The sequence below is a fragment of the Paraglaciecola hydrolytica genome (assembly GCF_001565895.1).
Lineage (GTDB): Bacteria > Pseudomonadota > Gammaproteobacteria > Enterobacterales > Alteromonadaceae > Paraglaciecola > Paraglaciecola hydrolytica.
Genome location: NZ_LSNE01000010.1, coordinates 40,955 through 65,606, shown reverse-complemented (window position 1 = coordinate 65,606; position 24,652 = coordinate 40,955). Strand labels below are relative to the sequence as shown.

Annotated in this window: 17 protein-coding genes; 2 read left to right on the top strand and 15 right to left on the bottom strand. The window is 44.1% G+C overall.

Going from position 1 to position 24,652, the window contains the following annotated elements; all coding sequences use genetic code 11:
- Positions 1-66 precede the first annotated feature (66 nt).
- The 5 genes from AX660_RS18375 to AX660_RS18355 all read right to left on the bottom strand — a co-directional run bounded on the left by AX660_RS18375 (position 67) and on the right by AX660_RS18355 (position 5,486).
- Complete coding sequence (locus AX660_RS18375; RefSeq protein ID WP_131811831.1) at positions 67-432, bottom strand: hypothetical protein; 366 nt, start codon at positions 430-432, stop codon at positions 67-69.
- 254 nt (positions 433-686) lie between these two features.
- Positions 687-1,373: a response regulator gene (locus AX660_RS18370; protein WP_068380208.1), complete on the bottom strand. Its 687-nt coding sequence runs from the start codon at positions 1,371-1,373 to the stop codon at positions 687-689.
- Positions 1,374-1,379: 6 nt separating this feature from the next.
- Positions 1,380-2,825, bottom strand: coding sequence for an ATP-binding protein (locus AX660_RS18365; protein ID WP_068380205.1), 1,446 nt, complete (start codon positions 2,823-2,825; stop codon positions 1,380-1,382).
- A gap of 260 nt (positions 2,826-3,085) precedes the next feature.
- Positions 3,086-3,898 (bottom strand): DUF4886 domain-containing protein, encoded by an 813-nt coding sequence (locus AX660_RS18360; protein ID WP_068380195.1) that lies wholly within the window; start codon positions 3,896-3,898, stop codon positions 3,086-3,088.
- Between the two features lie 175 nt (positions 3,899-4,073).
- Positions 4,074-5,486: an aminotransferase-like domain-containing protein gene (locus AX660_RS18355; RefSeq protein ID WP_068380191.1), complete on the bottom strand. Its 1,413-nt coding sequence runs from the start codon at positions 5,484-5,486 to the stop codon at positions 4,074-4,076.
- Positions 5,487-5,613: 127 nt separating this feature from the next.
- On the opposite strand from AX660_RS18355, the gene AX660_RS18350 reads away from it, so the two are divergent.
- Positions 5,614-6,567 (top strand): DMT family transporter, encoded by a 954-nt coding sequence (locus AX660_RS18350; RefSeq protein ID WP_082768999.1) that lies wholly within the window; start codon positions 5,614-5,616, stop codon positions 6,565-6,567.
- 81 nt (positions 6,568-6,648) lie between these two features.
- Here the strand turns inward: AX660_RS18350 and AX660_RS18345 are convergent, their stop codons facing one another.
- From AX660_RS18345 to AX660_RS18315, 7 genes are all read right to left on the bottom strand, one after another.
- Complete coding sequence (locus AX660_RS18345; protein WP_068380188.1) at positions 6,649-7,953, bottom strand: glycoside hydrolase family 28 protein; 1,305 nt, start codon at positions 7,951-7,953, stop codon at positions 6,649-6,651.
- 23 nt (positions 7,954-7,976) lie between these two features.
- Positions 7,977-8,291, bottom strand: a complete 315-nt coding sequence (gene rhaM / locus AX660_RS18340; protein WP_068380185.1) for an L-rhamnose mutarotase — start codon at positions 8,289-8,291, stop codon at positions 7,977-7,979.
- A gap of 13 nt (positions 8,292-8,304) precedes the next feature.
- Positions 8,305-10,443: a beta-galactosidase gene (locus AX660_RS18335; protein ID WP_082768998.1), complete on the bottom strand. Its 2,139-nt coding sequence runs from the start codon at positions 10,441-10,443 to the stop codon at positions 8,305-8,307.
- Between the two features lie 109 nt (positions 10,444-10,552).
- Positions 10,553-13,531, bottom strand: a complete 2,979-nt coding sequence (locus AX660_RS18330) for a TonB-dependent receptor (protein ID WP_068380182.1) — start codon at positions 13,529-13,531, stop codon at positions 10,553-10,555.
- A 450-nt stretch (positions 13,532-13,981) separates the two neighbouring features.
- Positions 13,982-15,697, bottom strand: a complete 1,716-nt coding sequence (locus AX660_RS18325; RefSeq protein ID WP_068380179.1) for a purine-cytosine permease family protein — start codon at positions 15,695-15,697, stop codon at positions 13,982-13,984.
- Positions 15,698-15,717: 20 nt separating this feature from the next.
- The gene (locus AX660_RS18320) at positions 15,718-16,563 is read right to left on the bottom strand and encodes a sugar phosphate isomerase/epimerase family protein (RefSeq protein WP_082768997.1); all 846 of its coding nucleotides are present in this window, start codon (positions 16,561-16,563) and stop codon (positions 15,718-15,720) included.
- Positions 16,564-16,603: 40 nt separating this feature from the next.
- Entirely contained in the window at positions 16,604-18,148 is a 1,545-nt protein-coding gene (locus tag AX660_RS18315) for a rhamnogalacturonan acetylesterase (protein ID WP_068380173.1), read from the bottom strand.
- A 382-nt stretch (positions 18,149-18,530) separates the two neighbouring features.
- Between AX660_RS18315 and AX660_RS18310 the strand changes: the two genes are divergently transcribed.
- Positions 18,531-19,610 (top strand): Fic family protein, encoded by a 1,080-nt coding sequence (locus AX660_RS18310; RefSeq protein WP_068380164.1) that lies wholly within the window; start codon positions 18,531-18,533, stop codon positions 19,608-19,610.
- Between the two features lie 170 nt (positions 19,611-19,780).
- Here AX660_RS18310 and AX660_RS18305 read toward each other — a convergent pair whose 3' ends face one another.
- The 3 genes from AX660_RS18305 to rhaI all read right to left on the bottom strand — a co-directional run bounded on the left by AX660_RS18305 (position 19,781) and on the right by rhaI (position 24,633).
- Positions 19,781-22,270 (bottom strand): glycosyl hydrolase 115 family protein, encoded by a 2,490-nt coding sequence (locus tag AX660_RS18305; RefSeq protein ID WP_068380161.1) that lies wholly within the window; start codon positions 22,268-22,270, stop codon positions 19,781-19,783.
- Between the two features lie 2 nt (positions 22,271-22,272).
- Positions 22,273-23,259 (bottom strand): glycoside hydrolase family 43 protein, encoded by a 987-nt coding sequence (locus tag AX660_RS18300; RefSeq protein ID WP_068380158.1) that lies wholly within the window; start codon positions 23,257-23,259, stop codon positions 22,273-22,275.
- 84 nt (positions 23,260-23,343) lie between these two features.
- Positions 23,344-24,633 (bottom strand): L-rhamnose catabolism isomerase, encoded by a 1,290-nt coding sequence (gene rhaI / locus AX660_RS18295; RefSeq protein WP_068380155.1) that lies wholly within the window; start codon positions 24,631-24,633, stop codon positions 23,344-23,346.
- Positions 24,634-24,652: the final 19 nt, after the last annotated feature.

The following is a 24,652-nucleotide window of genomic DNA, read 5'->3' as shown; positions in this document are numbered from 1 at the left end:
TTTAAATAGGTATCATTGTTAGTTTGGCCCGTGGATAACGGGCCGAATACTTATTAAGGTGAGCTCTTAATGGGCTTTTTCGAAATATTTGCCGGCGAATTTTTTATATTTAGAAAAATCCTTTCCTTGCGCCCATTGCCCCACGTTTTGTTTGAACTGAGTCATTTCTTCTTCCGTCAGCACTTGTTCTAATTCGATCTCTTTGTCGCGGATAAAAACTGGGATTTGCTCAAAATCACCACTCATCGCTAGATTTTTGATTTGTTTGTAGGAGTTGAGTATTTCTTCCACCTGAACAGCACGTACCTCATCCAGATTTAAATTGGCAACAAAACGGTTGGCGCCTGATGAGTGAGCGGCACCATCCGTGGCAAAGGCCAAACCATTTATTCCTGAAATGACAGCAGCGATCAATATTAGCTTTTTCATCATGTATTCCTCATAGGTAATTGAAATGCTCTCAGTTATTTGCCTCAAGGGTTTTCGCTGAGAACAGGTTTAGAATGCGATAAAATTAGGCAAGAAAAATGACTGAAATGTGAAAGGAATGTGCAAGCCGAGGATTTAAAAACTCAAATTTGCGGCCACATTGCATGACCGCTTATCGCTAAATCTTAGTTTGAATTGACATTGTTTTAGGTTTTTAGGTTGGGATCTTAAGGTGTATGAACTTAAGGTGTAGGAACTTAAGGTGCTTCGTATTTATAACCACTGCCATAAACAGAACGGATCAACTCATGTTGCTGATCTGGCACGATCAACTTTTTACGTAGTTTTTTGATATGGCTATCTACTGTGCGGTCGCTGACCACACGGTAGTCCTGATAGATATTATCCAGAATATATTCACGCGAAAAAATCCGCCCTGGTTGAGCATAAAGTAAGGCAAAAAGTTTAAACTCAATGGTCGTGAGTTCTATGTTATTAGCAAATACGCTGACTATTTGACTCTGCTCATCGAGGATAACGGCGTTGTCATTTTCGACTTGTGGATTTGCCTGCTGAGCACTGCGGCGTAATACCGCCTTAACCCGCGCAACCACTTCCCGTGGGCTAAAAGGTTTGCAGATGTAATCATCCGCCCCGAGCTCTAAGCCTAATAAACGATCTATTTCTTCAACCTTTGCTGTCATCATAATAATTGGCGTAGAGTGCCGGTGTTGCTGGTTTTTACAAATTTGCAAACCATCAATACCAGGTAACATCAAATCAAGTAGGATCAAATCCGGCCTATTGCTTTGTAACCACAGGTCGGCATCATCACCACGCTGAAATTGGATCGTGCGGTAGCCGTTGGCACTAAGGTAATCATCGACCAGTTGAGCGAGGTCGATTTCGTCTTCCACTATGCAAATTAAAGTCTCTGGTATCATAACGTTCTACTGTGCTTTGTTGGGTAACTCAACCCGAATAGTTAAGCCACCTAAGGGTGAGTCTTCAGCTGAAATACGGCCTTGATGGGCAGCCACGATATTAGTGCAAATGGCTAGCCCTAAACCAGCTCCACCTGTGCTGCGATTACGCGAGCCTTCAACCCTGTGCAGACGCTCAAAAATCTTTTCACGTAATTCCAGCGCCACGCTAGGAGCACTATCGCGCACCAACAGTATCACCTTGTCTGGCTCTGCTAATAGTTCAACTTCAACACTGCCACCAGCATCTGTATAACGTGTCGCGTTTTCTAATAGGTTACCCAGTAATTGCTCTAAACGTTTGGCATCACCATGGATTTTGATAGGGCTAGATTTGGGCGTGACGAATCGCAAGGTTAAACCGGCTTCCGCTATTTTTGCTTGGTATTGCTCAATACAGGCTACAACCAGTTTATCCAGCGCCAAAGACTGCTTTTGATAACTCAGAGCGCCAATATCCGATAACGTGAGCTCAAACAAATCATCAACTAAGGTATTTAAACCATCGGTTTTTTGTTTAAGCAATGCCAAACCTTTGGCATCAAGGGGCCTAACGCCATCTTGCATCGCTTCTATCTGCGCCTTAAGTACCGCCAGCGGCGTACGCATTTCATGGGAGATATCGGCTATCCAGTTTTTTCTAGACGTTTCACTCGCCTCAAGCGCCTGCGCCAACTTGTTAAAATTGTCACTCAACTGGCCAATTTCATCGTTGCTACTGACCTGTATTCGCTGGCGATAATCCCCCGAGGCGAGCAATTGGGTGTGTTTAGATAACTGCTTAATCGGCCGACTAATTCGCCGGGTTAATAGTGTTGCGACAAGGATGGATATCACCAGCACCACCACACTGATAAGGCCAAAAAAAGTCAGTTGGTGGCTTACAAAACGTTTATCTGCCTCTCGGACCACCACATCAGGTTTAACAAAACCGATAAAACCCAAAGGTTTATCATGGGCCATAATGGGGATCCAACTGATGGTTTTACCGGGTTTAATCACACCTAACAGCAAGTTTTTGTCACTGTCATACAGGCTAATGCTATTCACAAATTCACGATAAAAATTTTGCGTTAGATCAATGTCGTGCTGAGTAAGGTTGTCTTGCGCCGAAAGCTCATTTCTGCCGTCAGTACTATTGGTTTCAAACTTCGGACTATCAGAAAACACAATGGATTTCATATCTAACCAACGTTCTGGCGTCTGTTGTAAGGCAGCAAAAGATCCTTCTTTTTTGTGAATATTAAGCAAGGCATCACTGAGGATATCGAGGCGCTGGATCGCTTGCACCGAGGTATAATCCAAAAAACCACGTTTGAGGTTATTTTGCAGCAGCAAATACATGGTTAACACGGTAAGGGTCAAGGTACAAAAAAACGCCAGCCAAAGCTTAGCACCCACATTGATACGCATGTCGATGTGTTCCCGATAAAAAATGAAAGGCTATGTTAGAGTTTTATTTAGCGAATGAATAGTTACACTAGGGGTGCTTTCATATTGTTTTCACAATTGACGCTCAGAGTGTTATTAGCTTTGCTTGCGGGTTGAGACCCAAATAACCTGAAGATATGAATTTCTATTTAGCGACCTTAGTTCTTAATACTTTGCCCCGTACCCTGCTCTGTTTTTATCAAACTAGCCTTGCTGAATTAAGCTACACCAAGGCTTAATCATTATTCTTTAAAAAACTGCTCTGTTGTTTGCCACGCAATGTCTTGCAATTGTTTGGCTTGTTCGAGGGGTAATCCGGCAGTATAGCGGATGCCTACTGGTGATTTACCTTGCAACGTTGCGTAAAAAACGCAGGCCGCCAAATAGGAACCCGCTAAGCTGGGGTGCTTTTCGATTGCCTGATACACTACCTGAGCTTGATCATCTAAGCCTTGTACATCTTGGGTATAAAGCTCGATTGCTGGGAACTTTTCCTGGCTAGCAGCAAAGGCTAAACCTACCGGCGCCACTAACATATCCAGCTTATTGCCTTGTGTTACATAGGCATCACGAAGTTGCTGCACCATGGGCAGATCGCGTTTATAAGCCCAGGTCATAAAAAATACTGGGCGAGCATTATGTTCACGAACTATTTTGGCAAGCTCACTGCTGGCCTGTTGAAATTCTGCCACCGTGTTTTCGTTTTTTATCGGTCCATTGCTGTATTCCTGTAACACCACTACATCCCAGGATTGTGTTGGAGGCAGGGCCAACAACTCATTAAAACCTGCAACATCTTCAGCTAAACGACCACCTGAAATAGTTTTTTGCCGAGTCGTAAACCCACCTTTGCGCCAAAAATCTGATGTTCTAATTAGATTAGCGTAATGGGTAGCGATGCCATTGTTGTAATAACTAAAACTATTGCCAATAAAATACACTCTGGCGGCAGCTTCAACTGACTTAACTGTGGGTTTGAGCTCAGTTTGTGCTGCGCTATTGGCACAAAAAGCCAGTGTCAGCAGTACGCTGCAATAAAACCTAAATACAAACATCGGATATCCTCTATTGAGTTATGGGCAAATCAAACTGCTCTCACTGATACTGAACTTTATCTTTACCGATAGCAAAATCCTAGGGTTTGGGTCATTCATAACAAACAAAAACCTACTTTTACTATCCACTAGTCCAGCTCCTCCAAGTGATTTGGGTATATGTCTTACTGCATGGCTATTTTTGCATTAATGCATGGGCAATTTGCCCTAATTGGCTCACTGCATTGCTTAAGCTTTCATCCCAAAGCCTGATAACACTTAAACGCAGACAATGATCATATTGCCCCGACATACTGAATGTATGCCCTGGCATAAAACAGATCCCCAACTGTACCGATTGTTGGTAAATATCCATAGCGAGCAGAGGTTGGGGTAGTTCTACCCAAATAAAAAATCCGCCTTTTGGTTCAGAGACTCGGGTACCACTTGGAAAGTACTTTAATACGCTGGCTTGCAGCTTCATTATTTGCAACTGCAGAATATTCCGTAGTTTGCGCAAATGGGCCGGATAGCTCTCGCTTAACAGATAATCGGCCATTGCCAACTGACATGGCATATTACAGGTAATATTCATCGATACTTTACGGCGCATTAACGTAGGAATTAACGAACCCGAGGCTATCCAGCCAATGCGCATACTAGGGTTGAGATCTTTAGAAAAAGAACTGCAATAGACTACAAAACCATGATGTTCGTAGGCGTATACCGGCCCGGTATCCTGTGTTTGGTAAGCAAGACTGCCAAAGGTATCGTCTTCAATAATATAAATTTGATGCTGCTTGGCGAGTGCGGCTAATTGTTTTTTATGTTGATGACTTAGATTAAAACCCAGTGGGTTAGCCGCGATTGCACTAATGATCAAACAGCTAAACTTTTTTTGCGAAAATAACAACGCCACATGTTGCATATCGGGTCCCTCTGAATCACAAGGGATTTCTAAAATTTTGCGGTTGGCATATTGCAGTGCAGTTAACAGTCCACTGTAACAGGGGGTAAAAATCGCCACCGTATCGCCAGCCAGAGTAACTTGCTGCACCGCTAGATTAACTGCCTCCAAACATCCATTGGTAATTAAAATCTCATCCTGATTAACCAGACAAAAACGCTCTCGCATTTGTTCAGCGATAACACGGCGTAATTTGATGTCGCCTTGAGTATGGCCATAACTGTTCGCAGTAATATTGGCTAACCTGGCGCTGCGTTTTATCGAACGTTGTAACGCCACAGAAGGGCGCAAAGACTCATCTAAAAAGCCACTGCTCAGGCCAATGCGATCATGGGTCAGGGCGTTTTGCATAATATCGAAAATAACATCTGATGGATCATGTTCGATACAGATTGATTTGGGGCCTGGAGTGCTTAGAGGCAAAGTGCTGGGCTGACCTTTGATATAAAACCCTGACTGCGCTTTGGCGACAATAAGCCCCTGGCGTTGTAACCACTCATAGGTTTGACTGGCGGTCGCCAGACTGACTTGATGCAAGCGGGCAAACTTGCGTAATGCAGGCAAAGGATCACCGGCTTTTAACTTATCAGCTTGTATTTCTGTCACCACTTGCTGGGCAAGTTGTTGATATTTAAATGCCATGATTTATCTCTGCGCTTGCTGTCCGGCGCCATTATTGTACTGGTTTTTTTATATAAAAGTGAATCTGTTATGCCTTTTTTTACTGGCGTAATCTAGCTAAGTAAACGCGCATAAACAGGAACCCCCTATGCATAACTGGTATCAGAGTTTTTTAATCCCAACTTTTCAACATTTTCAACAATTCAGCCAAGGATGGAGTGAGCAAACTAAGGGCTTAGTGCTTGGCGTGTTAGCGGTAATGTTATTCAGTTTTACCTTGCCGCTGAGTCACTATGTAACGCAAAGTTTGGATCCCTGGTTTGTTGGTATGGGGCGCACGGCTTTTGGCGGTGTGTTAGCTGCTGCCATTTTGTGGAAAAAACAGGCACCATTACCCAATCGCCAACAAATTAAATGGTTGTTGCTCAGCTCACTGGGGATCACCTTGGGTTTTCCCGTGTGTATTTCACTGGCCATGAGTTTAACTGAGTCCTCCCGTGGCATTATTGTGATTGGTGTATTGCCCTTAGCAACCGCTGTGATTGGCGCGGTATTAGCCAAAGAGCGTATGCCAAAAGCCTTTTGGTTGTTTGCGTTAGCGGGGGCAGGTTTGGTTTTTGGTTTTACCGCATCGCAACAAAGCTCGGGGCCACAGTGGGCTGATTTGCTGCTGTTGCTGGCGGTCTTGTCTGCCGGATTTGGTTATGCAACCGGCGGTAAGTTATCCAAAGAATTGCCTGGCTGGCAGGTGATCAGTTGGACCTTAGTATTAGTGATGCCATTTTTTTGGGTGCCAACTGCTATGTTGTTCCCAACTGAATCTGCACAAATAGAGTTAGGTGTTTGGTTGGCATTCGCTTACCTGATTATTATCAGTCAGTTACTCGGCTTCTTTTTGTGGAACTCAGCGATGGGCCTTGGCGGTATTGCCTTGGTCAGCCAAACCCAACTTTTGCAGATATTTTTTTCATTACTCATTGCCGATATTCTGTTTGGCGAGCAATTAAATGCCTGGACATGGTTGTTTGCCATCTTAATTATCACCGTGGTAGCGATGGGTAATAAAAGTGTGCGTCTGGCACGCCAAAGGTTAAAAGCTTAGCAAAAACGGTTCTGTTTTTTGTCGGTAACAATACCGTCGAATAAGCCGTCAAGTTTGGTATTTGACAAGCTGACGCTCGACCTACGCAAAACTAAAATCTTCAACGAATTGATTTTTAATATCGACACCGATGATGGTTTTTATATTGATATTGTTAAGACTGACATTTTTAATAGGAGCGGTGCTTTGCCCTTCAATGCGGCATAAATGTTGGGCTTGATCGGCGCTGATATGTGCTAAATGTATCCCGTCAAATTGGGTTAAACGGCGCTCGTAAGTAGGTACTAAAGTGCGCCACTGGTAGAGCACATCGGTTTCAATCACCAAGGGTGCACCGCCGAGTTTTTTGGCTTGAATATTTTGTAGAATGATATTTTTAACATAGCCGCCACAGCGTTCATTGCTTTTGATGTACAACAAATTACCGGCATCTTGGTAGTCGGTTTGGCCATCGAACTGGCAGTCTTGGATCAATACGTTTTCAATGCCCGCCGACAACTCTGTGCCTAATGTCACCAAGTGATGAGCACAAACTATGTGGCAACGCCTGACCACAATATTTTTGCTGGGTATATTTAAGCGCCAGCCATCTTGATTACGCCCTGCTTTAAGGGCTATAGCATCATCGCCTTGATCAAAAATACAATCTTCAATCAGCATGTTTTGGGTCATTTCAGGATCAATCCCATCGTTGTTATGGCCATGCGCTTTAACGCTGACTCGGCGGACCACCACGTCTTTACACAACAAGGGGTGGAGCACCCAAAACGGACTGTTTTCGATATGAATGTCTTCAATCAAAACATGTTGGCAGCGATTAAATTGCACAAAATGTGGCCTTAAATTAGCGCCCTCATAAGCCATTTGTCGCTCTTCAACTGCCGCATATTTAGCTGCCTGATGATAGAGGTCAGCTAGTGCATCCATGTGTCTTTTAGGGCGTTTGCCCCAAGGTGTCCACACATCCATAAGCGCTTTCAACTTACCTTTGCCGGTAATCGCCACATGACGACATTCATAGGCATAGATCAGTGGTGAGTAGTTGTAACACTCCATGCCTTCCCAGCTAGTCAGCACAACCGGCAGGTAGTCTTCGGGCTTTTCAGAAAACACTAAAGTAGCACCTTCAGCTACGTGCAGATTGACCCAACTTTTTAAATGTATTTTGCCACACAACCATTCTCCTTCCGGAATAAACACCATGCCACCACCTTGCTCCGAGGCAGTTTTGATGGCGTTTGCTATCGCGATATTGTTACTGATTTTTGAACCTTGCTCGGCACCAAAATCAACGATATTAAACACCGGCATTCCGCTAAAGTCGGGGATGCAGATCTCGGGCATATCAAAGGGCGCGGTGACCTTAATGGTTTCTGTAGCAAGCATATTATGACCTTACAAACAGCCGCTTAGGCTAGATGAAACACGTGGTTTAAATCCACCGCCACAGGGCTATTATCGGGGTTGGCCTGCATAATATCGCCCATATAGGCCCACCAGCGTTTCATCACTGCTGTGGCGGGCAAGTCGTTCATGCTGTGATCATCTGTACGCCACAATACGCCAAATAATTGTAAGGTTTGTGGATGTAAAAAAATCGAATAGTCTTCTACACCCGCTCGTTTAAGTTCCTCAACCAACTCAGGCCAGATTTCATCATGGCGTTTTTTATATTCAGCTTCACAACCTGGATTGAGTTGCATCACAAAGGCAATTTTTTCCATGTATTGATGTCCTCTACACTTTGGGATAAATGGCACGCCAGTCATAAGCTGGGATGATAAGTTTACTCTCAGAAAGTTTTTTAGCACTTAGGGCATCTACCGAACCTGCGGGCACCTTAACACTGCCGCCCTCACCGTCCATATTAACGATGATCCAAAATGCCTTACCGTTTTTATCAACACGCGGCGCGACGATAGTGCCTTTACTAACTTCAAATTTACCAGGCACTCCCGCCAGCTCAATACAATGTGTTAATAAGGCATCCACCATGTTTTGAGCCTTGTCACCAAAGGGCTGGGCGCCTAGCACTACAACATGACCTTTGCCAATTTTACGCTGGGTAATAAACGCGCGTTCAGCCACTACACCATCATCAATTTGGCCAATAACTTGCGTGCCGCTTTTTGCTTGCATGGCGGCACACCAGCCACTTAATTCAGCAGTAATACCAAAGGCCGTGCCCTTGGATCCCGTATCGGTCAATGGCACTACAAACTCAGTGTTTACCCCGGCAAATTTATCCAGTAAACCTAATCCAGCAGTGGTTGGCACCGTGTGTTCTTTGTCACGTGTACCCGTCAATGGCCCTACTAACCACACGCCACCATTTTCGACAAAACTCAAAGTGCGCTGCAAAAAGTCTTCACTGACATAGGGCATGGCTGGGGTTATCAATACTTGCAAACCATCTAAGGCGGCATTTTCAAAACGCACGTCACGATGGTAACCAAGCTCCATAATATTAGCTTGCCACATTGCTATCACATCACGGTAACGACTCGGAAAGTCTTTACGTTTATCAAAACCTTCGGTTTCCATCATGGCTCGTGCATGATCCGAATAAGTAATAGCAATTTTGGCGTCTTGCACTTTGCTGTTAATTAACAAAGGCTCCAATTTTTTACGCGTCTCATTCACGTGTTGCACTTCGCTATAACCAACAGATGGCTGAAACCAAGCGCTCATGATGGCACTGTGGGGTAACTCTGCCCCCGTACGTTGTTGGCGCCACAACCAATAACTAAAACCTTCGCCACCCAAGCTATAAATCAACACAGACTCGGCAGCTAAAAAACCTTTGGGATGGGTAGTATGGTGATTTCCCAACCAGCCATTGTGCGCCACACTGGTTTCCATCAGCCAAAATGCTCGACCAGGTATGGCTGAGCGATAAAGATCAGAACGAAATACCAAGGCTGCCCACTGTTTACTGCTTGGATAGGCGTCAAAAGAGGCAAAATCCTGCGCTTCCATTGAGCGTTCGTGATGGATGTTAAACGCGGGGTTGTCATTATGGGTCACCGGCGCATCCGAATTTTGATGCAGAATGTCACTTTGTTCTTTCATAAAATCGGCAATGCTTTCACGGCAAAACATCTTATACGCTGTGATCAACGAAGCACTATGTAAAAACGGGGTTTTAACTGATGCCGGCACTTGCTCAAAGCTTTGATAATACTGGCTCCAGATATGCGTACCCCAGGCATCATTGAGTTTAGCAATAGTGCCAAAACGCTTTTTCAGCCATTGATGCCAGTTGTGAACCGCTGCCTCACTATAATCTTCTGCCACATGGGCTTTCATTTCGTTATCGATTTGCCAGCCGATGAGCGCGGGGTGTTTGCCAAAGCCTTTGGCCATTGCACGAATAATGGTAAAACAGGCCTTTCTGACTTCGGGATGTTCATAACTGGCATGCTGACGCGCGCCATGGCTCATGATCACGCCGTTTTCATCTTTAAAACAACGTTCTGGATGTCCATGTGTCAGCCAGATTGGCGGGGTCGCAGTCGGTGTGCACATAATCACACCAATGCCCGCGGCGTGAAATTTATCCATCACTTTAATAAAAAAATCGAGGGATATTTTACCTTGCTCAGGCTCAATACTCGACCAGCTGAATTCACCGATCCTGATCACATTAATGCCCAGTTTGAGCATTTCCTCAATGTCGCGTTCAATGTCTTGCTCAGGCCATAATTCAGGGTAATAACACACACCGTGAAACAGTTTTTTAATGCTGTGTGGCTGGCGTTGTTTAAAAGGTGTTTGTGCTGCAGACAACAGGGCAGAATGACCTGCCGCTCCCAAACCCAGGGTAGCGACACCTAAACCACTTAATTTAAACATCTCACGTCGGGTGATATTCATAATTTATTTCCTCGAGGATGGGTAAGTTTTACTAAAAGAAAAGAGTGGCATCTTTATCAGACCCACTCTTTAAAATGCGATGGTCATGACTGACCATCTTTTAACTTACTTAGAACTTGTAAGATACGCCGGCGGTAAATTCACGCCCCGCATATTGCAAGTCGGATAAGCGGCCAGGGCCAGCATTGAGGCTATATACTTCTTGAGTTAGGTTACGGCCTTCAAGATAAAACTTCATATTTTCCATGATGGTATAACTGAACTTAGCATCTAAGTAACCTGCATCATCCACAAAGGCAGGGTTGCCAGAACGGTCGTTAGCGTATTTCAAGTATTCACTACGGTAGTTGTAAGCAACCCGCAGACTCCAACTATCAGCTTCATAAAACGCGGCAATGTTATAGCTGTTTTTAGACTGCGTTGGGAAAGGCAACTCTTCACCGGTCAGTTGGTTGAATAAACCCACATCATCAGCCGACATACGGGTATAGTTAACCGTACCGCCTAGGTTGTTAAAGGGTTCAGGCAACATAGTAAAAAAGGTTGATGCTTGGAATTCAAAACCTTTGGTACTGACCCCTGTGCCGTTGATCTTTTGTCTCACGTCCCATAGACGGCCATCACCAAAGAAATCAATATTTTCACGCGTATCGGCATCAATAATCCAAGAGGTAATATCTTTTGCAAAAAAGGCACCAGAGACAATGGAGTTTTCATCTGGGTACCAGCTTAAAGCTAGATCGACTTGGTTAGCACGATAAGGGTTAAGGTCGGGGTTGCCAGCCGTACAATAATTAGGCTCATTATCAATCTGCGCTAAAGTATTTTTATAAACCGTACAGTTAGCATTAACGTTTAAATCACCAATTTTTGGACGTGCCATCACTTTTGCCGCACCAAAATACAAGACTAGTTCATCAGGAATAAAGGCTAAACTTAGGTTTAAACTAGGCAAGGTATCCGCATAATCTTCATTAATGGTTTTACGCCCTAGAAAGGCTTCTGGGTGATTAACATCTTCAATGCCAGCAATGGGTAAGCCGGTATTAGCATCAATGATCACATTGCCGTCAGCGTCAACTTGGTCAACAATAATTCGCTCTCTAACATCACCGTTAGCCGCCGTATCGGTTTGCACATAGCGCACACCAAAATTACCCCATAAAGGTAATCCCGCCAGTTCAGTTTCAAAGTTAGCTTGTATATAAACGGCTTTGGTTTTGACCTCAACATTATAATTACCGGTTTTAGCGTTCAAATCTTCACGAGTGGTATTGTCGGCTGAAACTGCTTGAATAGCGTCGATAAAGGCTTGAGTATCCACGGCCTCAAAGGTATTAATGGTATTTACACCAACATCATAACCATCAAAAAATACTGGGGTTTTAGTTGTGGTACCAGTAATCAAAGCGATTTGATCAGCCATAGTCCAAGGTTGGCCATTATAACTCGTACCTACATCACGAATAATGTTGTATTCAAAATCAGCATTTTCCAAACCTTCATTTCTAAGTTGAACACCAGCACGCAAGATAGTGAAAAAGTCAGAATCAGGAATGTAGGTAGCATCCAACTTCAGCATGTCTTCAGTGGCTTTATCGGTATGTGGAGAATATTTATAACGTGAGCGAGAGTTATAACTCGCAGGATCATTCAAATCAAAGGCATTAGAGGTGTCAGTTAAGTCTGCAGGGTTTCTAATATAGGCACTACTTAAATCAATATCCGGCGCACCTTCAGCGTTTAACGCAACTTTCATCCCCGCTACACCCGCAGCGACTATATGGGTATCACGTGAGTCGATATCCTGATCTGCCGTTGAGTGTGAAGCCAAACCAACCAATCTAAAGCCGTTATTACTGTACTCAAAACCTGTGTCGAATAATGTGGTTTCTTGATCCCAAGCAAAATTCAATACACGATTAGTTACGCTAGCATTAGCGGTTTCGAAATAACTCACGTTATGAGTTTCAGGATTAACAATGACCGAAGCTGGATTGATCCTAGCAGTAGACTGAGTTTCAAACTGTAAGTTGATATCCGTCGCTTCTTTATCACGTTTGTTATAGGTGTAACCCGCGTGGGCAGATAAATTATCGGTAAATTGATACTGCACAATGGCATTAGCACTGACTCGTTTTTCGTCACGGCCCCAGATACCATAACGAGGTAAATAAGGGTTAAAGTCTAACCACTGAGCTTCGCAAGTGGCTTTGTTCGAACTGGTAGCACAATCAGCTTTATTGTTTACTGACGCAAAATTAGGATCGACCACCGTTTTTTCCGCTGAGTTATCATAGTCAGCAAAACGCGCCCACTCAGTATTACGCAAAGCATGAATAACGTTGCTTTTATCCGAACCTGTCACGTTGAGTAATACGCCCAGATCTTCATTGATTTTACGTACACCAGTAATATTAAATTTTGGACTATTGTCACCGGTCAAATCGTTATAGGTATTCTCCAGTGACATGGACAGAAAATGCTCTTTAAACTCATTGGGTTTGCGGGTATTAACCTGAATAGTACCGCCAATACCACCCTCAGTAAGACGTGCCTCCGATCCTTTGATTACGTCCAGCGATTTAACTAACTCGGACGCCATATCACGAAAATCTACACCACGACTACCGCCCATGCCCAAAGCAGACACGTTGTTGACTTCAACTCTTAATAAATCAGGTTCAACACCACGAATACTGACAGAGCTACCTTCACCTATATCACGATCTAGCTGTACACCCGAAATACGTTGTAATGCTTCAGCGATGTTTTTATCGGGGAACTGACCAATATCTTCCGCCACCAGTGAATCCTGCATAGTTCCGGCTTGTTTTTTACGATCTAACGCGCTGCGTTGACTAAAACGTAAACCGGTAACTTCGATGACTTCGGTTTCTTCAGCATTTTGTGTCTCGCTAGCCGACGCAGTGCTAGCTTCTTGCGCATACACAGCAAGCGGCGAGAACAAACTTAACGTGGTGGTTGCAACTAATATTGACGCTATTCGGCGCGATAATATTTTAGGAGTGAAAAGTGGGACATCGCCTTTAATGTCTTTGGCTGTGTGTGAATTGATATGTGTCATTGTCGCCTCTGTGATGTTAGCAAGTTGCCTAAATTGTTACCTAGTAAATTTTTTTATTAATATTTTGTTTACAAGGCAAATGTTAAGCAGTTCTTTTTCCAAGGTCAATACATTTTAATCATATATAATCACATGCACTCATTGACGGTCATTCAAAGTTCAAATATTAATATTTCTGTCTAAGGGATAGTTTAAAAATGAAGATCTCTCAATATTTTTGCTAAAGATGCAAACGACAATCAGCGCCTATCTACCCAATTCACGGACAGGTAAAACTCTTACATACTAGGGCGTAAGAACGAAAAAAAAATGCTCAGACATAAGTTGTGTGGAGGCTTAATTATGGTAAGTAAAAAATTTAAAGCAGAACGACACTAAATTTTCATTTTCCCTAAACTTCAATCAAATTTATATTTTATGAACGAAGATCACCGCGTTTTTTGAATTAGATTAGCGCTTATCTTTGAGTGATATCCATGCCGTGGCAGAAACAAAATAGAGCAGACTAGGATAGATACAAAAAGTTTTGAAAGCGGCCAGTGCCATTATATAACCCTCACCAGCAAACCAAACTTGTAAGGCAAAATACATTATTGAGGCCAAGGACAGCAGCGCTAATAAGCCCAGCATCTGTTGCCCAATAAGACTGCCTTGTGATGGTGCGTGAGTTGTTTGTTTTGTCTGGGCACTTTTTTGATGTGCAGCCTCTTGTGCAGCTAATTCAATTTGATAGGCTACCGCTTGTTCAGCATAAGCTTGTTTGGCTCCCATCTTTGCCGCCAATACGATATACACCAACATCGAAAACAGATAAGTCGGAATAAACAAAAAGAACAAATGCAATAAACCACTTTGTTCAATAACAATGGCAAAAGCCACGCCGGCTATCCAGCTGATCAGTGCAGCTTTATTTAAGCTATTACCTTGATACTTTGACCACAGAGGGGTTAAACCCAAGCGTGCAAATAACCAATGCTCACTGACAATGATGGCGCCAACTGGTGCCAGCAATAAGCCCATATAACCAACAAAATTCAACAAACCGGTAAATACAAAAGGAAAGCAGGCAATGATGGCAGTGGCTATGCCTACCAAAGTCGTGACATAAGCCCTTGATTTGTTTGGCACCAGACTTTGGATTGCTAAACCCGCACGATAAATAGTCGGGTTAGATGTTGTCCAGCCAGCAATGATCACCGCCAATATGCCGGATAAACCTAAGGCAGCGTAGGCGATACCACCAGCGTCTAATGCGGCCATACTGGTATTCAAGGCAAGCATGGCTCCCGCGCCCATAATACCCGCACAGATCCACGCGATATAATGGCCAAAAAACATACCAAAAGCCGAAAAGTAGCCATAAGATTGGCGCTTAGCAAAACGTAGTATAGCCATATCCCCCAAAGAGCCATGCATGGCTAAATTGCATACCCAAGCAAAGGCAGCTATCTGCCAAAAGGTTAAAGAGGCACTGCCATCTGGTGTAGTTCCCGTCCAGATGTATTTGTCGGCTAAAGTCCAAAACTGCGCAAAACCGCTGAAACCCTGACCTTCGCCTAAGACACTTAAACTGGGCAAACTTACCATTCCGCCGGCTACAAACATCACCAATAACCAAGGGGAACAAACCGTGGCAAACTGGGCGCACTTTTTAAAACCCAATACCGCCACCGCTACCACTATTATCCCTACCAGTAGTGCTACACCAACAAAGGCTAAACTGGTGGGATACCACAGGGTTTGCGCAGGTACATCAAATAGAATACGTACTGCAGAGGCCGACACAGTGATCATCGCGCCGCCTAAAGCGCAAAAAAGTACAGCGCTGACCAGATTATAAATTTTGTTAAATCCAGGCCCCGCTACGCGACGCAAATATTCGTAAAGAGTCAAACGAGACTGCACCGAAATAGGTGCGGTGATCAGCGCCCATGTCAGCACAGCCATTAAATTACCAATGAGTAAACCTACCATTACGTCATAGGTACTGGCTCCCCACGCCACAAAAGCTGCACCAATGATAAATTCAGTGCCTGCTACGTGTTCACCGGCATAGGTACCAGCAAAATGCCGCCAGCCTAGTAACTTATGCTGGGGCACTCTCTCCTGCTCAAACTCATTTAACTGGCTAGATACTGATTTTTGCGCTGGCTTACTGGAATGCATGGTGGGTTCACTTTTGCTGATTATTGGCCACTGGCTGCGTTATGCACAAAAGCTAATACTTGGTCGATATTGTGAGGATTAGTATTTTCCAAAATGGTGTGCACGTAAGGTTTATATTGTTTGATGCGTTTAAACAAATGGGCGTGGTTCATCTCGCCTGTGCCAGAGGGCATATCGCCGGCTTTAGTTCCCCCTTCATTAACAAAATCTTTGCAGTGTATTGCTACTATTTTATTGCCGAATAATTCAAAAGCCTGATCGACTAACTCTTCTTGCCGATGACACTGATCGAGTGGGAAAAAATTAACGGGGTCATAAATAATCTGCACATTAGGTGAATCCACCAATTCCAGCATACGTTGCATTTTTTCAACCGTGTGCACGGTATGGTGGTGAGCCACACCTTCAATGCCCACTATGCTGCCGTATTTCTCAGCCGTACGTGCTAAACGTTTAACCGATTCAACGAGTTCGAGAAATGCTGCTTCACTTTGACTATCAGGATGATAGCTACAATCAGCATTACGCGAGCCGGTTTCTGTGCCAACAATGGCGCAGCCAAAATCTCGGGCAAAACGCAGATGTTCTTCAAAACGCTGCAAAGATTGCTCTTTTAATACGGGATCAGGGTGAATGGGATTGATATAACAACCCAGTACCGCAATATTAATGCCCTGTGCAGCAAACACATCCCTAACATGGTTCGCAAAACCGGGACTTAACTGCCCCGCCTGCTCTTTAATAACAGGGAAAGACTTAGCCAGTGCCAGTTGGATGCCACTCACACCATATTGACCAATAATTTCTGCTATTTCAGCCGGTGTACCCTGACCATAATCATGTGCTCTTAAACCAATATTTATCATTATTTATCCACTTATCTTAAAACTAAAATTCATCGACTTTTTATAGGTCGAGCGTCCACCTAAGCTGCTGCGCCACTATGCCAGCGCTTAGCTCTGCGCCTTCTTTACTAGTATGGGTATGAGCATCAGCAAACAAAGCATCAACTTTTTGCGCTCCTAAACTATCGTATTGGTCGGCCACTAAACGATGTAAATCGATAAACATGCTGCCACTTTGACGGGCGACTTGTTCTGCCCATTGCGGATAACTGTCTTGTGCACGGACGATTTGACTGCCCGCTTCATCCCAGGTTTTGCGCGGCACAGGTGAACAGATAATAGGGATAATTCCACGAGCACGAGCGTCGCCAATCATCTTGCGTAAATACCAGCCATAGCTATGTACGCTTTCATCCAGTCCGGTTAGCAAATTTTTGATATCCACTTGCTCCTCACCGACGCCCTTTATCGTGCCTCGAGCACGACTATCGTCGTTGAGCGGAGCAGCATCATTATGGCCAAATTGGATCAGCACATGGTCACCGGGTTTCATCATGCTTAGGGCGCGTTGCCAGTGGCCACCAGTGATAAAAGTGCGGCTACTCAACCCGCCAATGGCACGGTTCACCAAGTTAACTTTTTTACTATTGAGCTTGTCGCCAATAAAATCGCCCCAACCCCACTGACCGCCAGCACCGTCTCCGGCTCCATTACGCACAGTGGAATCACCCACCATAAAAATACTCGGTATTTCAGCATTATTAACAAAGGGTTGGCGTAACCAGGTCCAATCATTGGCAGCAACTTGCTGGCCTTTAGCCGAATACCATTGGGGATCGAGGGTTGGACGTAAACCTTTTAAACCGGCGATAATAGTCTGGGCGTGTAGCTGTGCACCTTCGCCATTAAAGTGGGTATGATCCTTGGTATAAAGTTGTGCGGTTTGTTCCATACCCATAGCTTCGAGTGTATCTGCCACCGGATTAGTGACATCAATAAAGGCCGTATCTAACTCCCAAGAAAGTTGATACATCCAGCCGCCATACTGACCCGAACCTCGCTCGATACCTTGGTTGTTCCAAATATTTCTAGCGGTCAGCGACAACAATACGGGTGTGGCATTTTTAGCTCTGACATCGGCCACCATTTTGCGAATGTAGTGGCCAAAGCTATAAACCGTTTCTTCTTGTTTGGTTAGCAAGTTATGGATATTCACGCTGTCGTCACCCAAGCCCGGAATCGTGCCACGGGCACGGCTATCATCATTGATCTTACTAGCATCGTTGTGGCCAAACTGGATAAACACTAAGTCGCCGGTTTGTACATCGTCTATCAACTTTTGCCATAAACCTTCGCTGATAAAAGTACGAGTACTACGACCACCACGGGCGCGGTTATCGACTTTCACTACACTGCTATCCAAAAAACTGTCCAGCACTGCAGCCCAGCCCTGATGGTCTGGCTGGTTATAACTGGCGGCAGTAGAGTCACCCGCCACAAAAACAGTATGGGGTTGCCAGTCTGATTTTGTCTGCTCAGCCCAAGATCCGTTTGTCATACTCAAAAAACTCAAGGCCAATATTAGTTTGGCGAGGAAATGCTGCATATTCTCTACTCTCGATAAGCCTGTTTATAAAAAGTACTCTACGTGTTGAGTCACCAGACTGGATGGAAACTCACATAAATGATTATTTTTGATTGTATATGAGTGAATATGCTAGTTCAACACTGTTATTACAATCTTGTTAATGAAGTAGCAAAAAGATAAATAAAATTTACACAACACTGCTTATGGTGTGTTTGATATGACAATGAAACGCGGGGCAAGCTATAGTCAATATCGCTTTTTCTATACATCAAAACTGTAACTTGTATAAAAAAAACCATTATCTATACATGAATTGGCAATATGTATAGATATCGCCGTTTTTTATACATATGATGCCTCTCATGTATAAAAATCATCAAAACCTTAGTGGATGTCAGCCATGAGTCAAACACCGCCAACCTTACCCTTGGCTAACATCGAGCAATTCGAAACTCGCGCTGTATTAAAAAAAACCGCCGAAGCCCACCGTTATCTGGCTGAACTTAAAGGCGTTGCGGCCACTATCCCCAATGAAGCCATCTTAATCAATACCCTTACATTACAAGAAGCAAAAGACAGCTCCGAAATTGAAAATATCGTCACCACCCACGACGAAATTTACAAGGCCGCTTTGGTCTCTGAGGCCATGGTAAATGCCGCAGCCAAAGAAGTGCAGGATTATTCCTACGCCCTTAGGGCGAGCTTTCAGACCGTGAGAAAACAAAAAATTATTCGACTACACGACATACTAGGTGTTCAGCAAAAATTAGAAAAAAACCGTGCGGATTTGCGCAAGCTGCCGGGTACCGACCTTAAAAATGCACGTACTGGTGAAATCATTTATACACCTCCACAAAATGCAGACGACATTGAGCGGCTGATGAGCAACTTAGTGGAGTACATCAATAATGATGAACTCTGTGAAGCCGATCCTTTAGTAAAAATGGCGATTATTCATCACCAGTTTGAAAGTATCCATCCTTTTTACGACGGTAATGGCCGCACGGGGCGGATCATCAATATTTTATATTTAGTCGCCAAAGACTTACTCGATTTGCCCGTGTTGTATTTAAGTCGCTACATTATTCAGCATAAAGCCGACTACTATCAGCAGCTTCAACAAGTGCGTGAAACTGGCCAATGGGAACCCTGGTTACTTTATATGCTTGAAGGTGTGGTACAAACTGCGCAATCAACTATCACATTAATTAAAGGCATCAAAACACTGATGCAAGACTACAAAAATAGAATGCGTGAGCAATTGCCCAAAATCTACCGGCAAGAACTGCTCAACAATATGTTTCGCCACCCCTATACCAAAATTGAATTTATTGTCGATGAACTAGGTATTAGCCGCATCACCGCCACCAAATACTTGGAGCAACTGGTCGATTGTGGTTTTTTACATAAAGAAAAAATCGGTCGCGCCAATTACTACATTAATCAGCCACTGTGTAATTTACTAATTAAACACGCGTAACCTTGAGTTAACTTATCTGCGTAAAATAACAAACGTAAATTAAGTTCAGGCCTTAGATTGATTATGTGAGCCGATTAAATTGAGTTATTCGGCTCATAAACCAGTTTGATTCGCGTATTTGTTGTACTGGCCTGATTACCCAGCCAGCTATTCTCCCTTTACAGCAAGCTTTAATGTGCAACGGGAATTTCATAAGCCGGGCTTTGACTAGCCGGATAAACCGCCAGTTGATCTAACACTATGCCGGTCTGATTCAGGCCTACGCGTATGTTATGCAGGCCTTTTTTGGTGGCCCTAAATTGAAAATTCACGATCTGAGCGTTGCGCAGTACGTTAGTTTTCCATTCTTCGCTTCTGCCCTGAGTATTGAGCTTGGCGCTACCTGACGTTTTACCGTTAATGGCAACGCTTACCTGATGCTGGTAGTCGTTGGCGTGGGTGGGTAAAAAGCGCAATTCGAGCTGATAATCGCCAGGCTCTTTAATATTGATATCGTATTCCAACCAGGGTTGTTGCTGGTCAAAATGCTGATTGACAAAAGGGCTTAAGGTTATGGCTGTCGCGCTGTAACCCAGCCCCTGCACCGACTGCCACTGATAATTCTGCTGTTGCGAGTGGCGACTGTATTGACTGGCGGCCCTATAGTGAGTGTGTGACTGCTCAATATCAGCCTCGCCAGTGCGTTTAACAAAATCAAATGTGGGAGGCTTAAACACAGGTAAATTACGTGGTGACATGGACATCATATGCTGCCACTTGCCCTGTTCGAGTTGATTATACTGCAGAGTAAGTTGCTCAATTTGTCCATAAGCCTGCAGCGCTTTATGTTTATACTCAACCTGCTGTGATGGGTGGTCACTGTTAGTAAATAGCTGCTGGTAGAGAAACTTGTTATTCATTGCTGCGGCCGCTTTTAGCGGATATTCCACCAACTGAAACCATGCGCTTCTGCGCTCGGCAGGAATCAGTTTGACCAAAGTATCGACTTGTTCAACTAAGGTGTTATAGGCGCTTATTCTGTTTATTGCTTCACTGTCACTAAAGTCACTGATTTGGGTTTGCGTTGTTGGCTCAGTCTGACTCCAGCCCATGTATTCGGGTTTACGTAACATGGCTAAACGATAATATTCGTTCATCACTGCGGCCACTTTTGTATCAACCTTGTGGCCAAACTCGCGAGCTGCCCACTGCTCAAGATGTTGAGTAATACTGTCAGCCTTAAGGCTATCAACATTCCAGGCTAAGTCTAAAAACAGCTCCATATTGTATTCGGCGGGTTTAATGTCACCGACGTTAGCTATCCACATTTTTTGCGCACCGTTGGCGTAGGCGCGGGACATCTCATACCAAATCAGGCTTGGCTGAGTGGTACTTAACCACAAATAATCATGAGGTCTGCCCCAGTAACTTAAATGATAATACACACCACCACCGCCAGAGCGTTGCAGCTCTTGGCCTTCACTTAAACGTCTGATGTAACCATAGTTGTCATCTGTCCACATCAACGTGACATCATCAGGTATCACTAGGCCGTGTTGATACAACTCCAACACTTCTTTGTAGGGGATCATCACTTGAGGAATGTCACTGATTTTTTGATTTAATGTTTGGCTCAGCATCTGCCTTTGGGTGGCGATAATCTGCTCTAACATGGCAACACTCTGCTCGATTGAGCTCGAACCTTCCATATGACTGTCATGCACTCCGCGCATACCTAAAGTCATGATACTTTCATTACTACCCAGCTCATCAACACGTGTTTGCCAATACGCATTGATCTTTTGGCTGTTAGTAAAGTAGTTATAATCCCCTAATTTCGTGTGATCCCACTCCCCCACATTATTACGCAACATTGGCTCAGCATGAGAGCTACCCAATACAATGTGGTAACGCTCAGCCATTTGCTGATTACCCGCGATGGTAAAAAATGCCTGAGTACTTGGGTGCATGGCAGGCCAAATAGTATTGGCTTTTAAACGCAGCAAGAGCTGAAATATTTTTTCGTAAGTATGAGGGCCAATATCGCCAACTTCTTTTTCAAACGTCTTGGCAGCCCATGGCTGTAATCCCCAGTCTTCGTCATTTAAAAAGATGCCACGATACTGCACCGAGGGAGACTGAAAACTATCGCCATCATTAAGAACTAAAATTAATTCTGTCTGAGTTAGGGGTTTTACATCTGCCCACCAGGTCCAAGGTGAAATGCCTAAACGTTCGGCCAGTTCAAAAACAGCGTAAACGGTGCCACGTACGTCACTGCCGGCCAAGACTAGATTATGTCCGTGAATACTAAGGGAGAAACTTTCCCAAGCAGCATCTAAGTGCTTATGGGTATCGGCGCTTAGCAGTGAAATATCCTGCATAAGAGCATCACTGAAATGACCAATATAGATACCTGAGCCTTGTTTGGTTTGAGTTTCAATCAACTCTGGGCGTGAGCCGGTAATGCCCTTAATATCATTACGTAATTCATCAACTGCCCATTTAATCAAGGGATCGCTGTTGTTATCGATATAGATTTTGCTGAGTTGCTGTTGCTGATAAATAACAAATTGCTGCGCTGAATTATCGACAGGCTCAGCAGCGAAGAGAGGATTTGCGACATAGGCGCTAAGCCATAAAACAACACTTAACCAAACCCTAGGACGATAACTAAACATGACTAATTCACCTGACGTTGAGTTGCGGTAGATAGTTGCATTAAAGATTGCACTCTGGAGGACGTCACCCGCAAAATTGAACCATGGCGACTGCCTTGTGGCATTTGCAATTGGGCTGAGACATCTTGCCAATTGCTAAAATCCTGAGTACGCATGACGCCATAATGATGTTCGGTATAAGCATCAAAATACACGTAATACCATTGGCCAATTTGCAATATTGTTGGGCCTTCCACCCATAAGTCCTGTGGTGAAAAGGGCTGCTCGGCTACTTGCCAAGGGCCAGCCATGGATTGACTAAACGCCACCTTAAGATTTTTGGCCGGTGGATAACGGGTTTCGTCTTTAACTATCATCACATAGCCGTTTGCACGTATCGCAATGGTCGCGTCTATCACGTTAAAATCGGGCTGATAATATAAAAATGTGTCGCTGTAATTTGAGAAGTCTTGAGTGGTGGTGGCGTAAATTCGGTGATCCCAGCCTTTATCCGCAGTTTTTTCAGTTTCAGGATATTTGCCTGCCAGAGTCGATGCCCAGTAAATCAGATATTGCTGTTTGTCGGCATCCCAGGTTATCTCTGGCGCCCAAGCATTCCGTGCCTCAGCAAAAGGTGCCATCACTTCGAGGTACTCTTGCTCAGACCAATTGATCAAATCTTTCGAATGAGCAATGCCAATGCCTTTGTCCTGCCAGCCGGTAGTCCACACCATATGAAATACATTGTCTGGCCCTAGAATAATGCAAGGGTCGCGCATCAGTTTGCCGCCAATCTCTGGCGTCAGCACACTCTTATCCTGATTCAAAGGCAGCCAGCTTAAACCGTCCTGACTAGCGGCCAAATGCAAACCATCTTGACCATTTGCCCGAAAAGATGAAAACAAATAGACATCATCCGCTGGTAACTGACTTTCGAGCATGTCGCAAGCCGCTAAACTGACGATACCAAACAGGATAATCCATAACCGGAAGACCTTAGTTTGCAACATAAGTCATTGCTCCCATTAACAAAAAAGGCTGACCTAGGTCAGCCTTGTAGCACTACACACAAAACGTAATAAACAATACCTGAACTAAACAATACCTGAGGTATTACCGCCGGTAGAAGGGCGTTTAATTGCAGCTTGCTGGCGATAACCCGACTTACGATAAGTCGCGATAGCTTCAATGGCTCCACCAGCACGGTAACGGGTCATGGCTAAAATGGGTGATACATCCAAATTAAAGGCTTTTTTCAGCTCGCTACTCGCCATCATGGCATCGTTAGCGGTTTGATGAGCGTATAAAGCCTCACGATCAATCAATAGTGCTTTAATGTATGAACGTTGCACTTCGGCCGCTGAGTTAATCAAACTTTCAATGGGATCCGTCACATTATGTGATTGATCAAGCATGTAAGCCGGAGAAAAACCTTCTTGCTGACGGGCTTCTGCATCCACCAATTCATTAAAGATCAAGAATTGCTGATAAGGGTGCAAAGAACCACTGTCTAAATCATCATCGCCATATTTACTGTCGTTAAAGTGGAACCCACCCAATTTTTTAAATTGGATCAAGCGCGATACAATCATCTCAATATTAACGTTAGGCGCATGGTGACCAAGGTCGACCAAAGATTTGCACTTAGGTCCCAATTCCATCGCCGCCAGTATGTTGCTGCCCCAATCCTGAATAACCGTAGAATAGAAAGCCGGCTCAAACATTTTATGCTCGATGTGCATTTCCCAGTCAGAGGGTAATTCAGCATAGATCTTTTTCATGCTTTCTAAATAACGTTCAAACGAACGCTGAAAGTGCTGTTGACCAGGATGGTTAGAACCATCACCCACCCACACCGTTAAACTTTTTGCGCCCAGCGCCTGACCGTATGAAATAACATCAAGATTGTGCTCAATAGCCTGTTGACGTGTGGCGGCATCAGTGTGGCTCAAGCTGCCGTATTTATACGAATGAGCCTGATCTTTTTGATCTTGAAAAGTGTTGGAGTTAACCGCAATCCATGACAAACCCACAGCATCAGATTGTTGTTTCAGTTCACTGAAATCATCAACCTTATCCCAAGGGAAATGGGGAGATACGCTGTTAGTACAGGCAGACAAGTCATTGATGGCAGCGCAATCTTCTAACTTTTCAAAAATGTTACGTGGCTCACCTACACCAGGAAAACGTGCAAAACGAGTTCCGCCAGTACCCGTACCCCATGAAGGTACGGCAATCTGAAACTTAACTGCGGCGTCAGTCAGTTTTTCAATGTCCAGTCCGCTGCGCGATAATTTTTCGCCAAGGTAATCAAAATCTTTATTTAAATCAGTAATATATTGCTGATTCTCTTCACTAATAAAACTCTTTTCAATTCTGTGCATAGTCTTTCCTACTATCGCC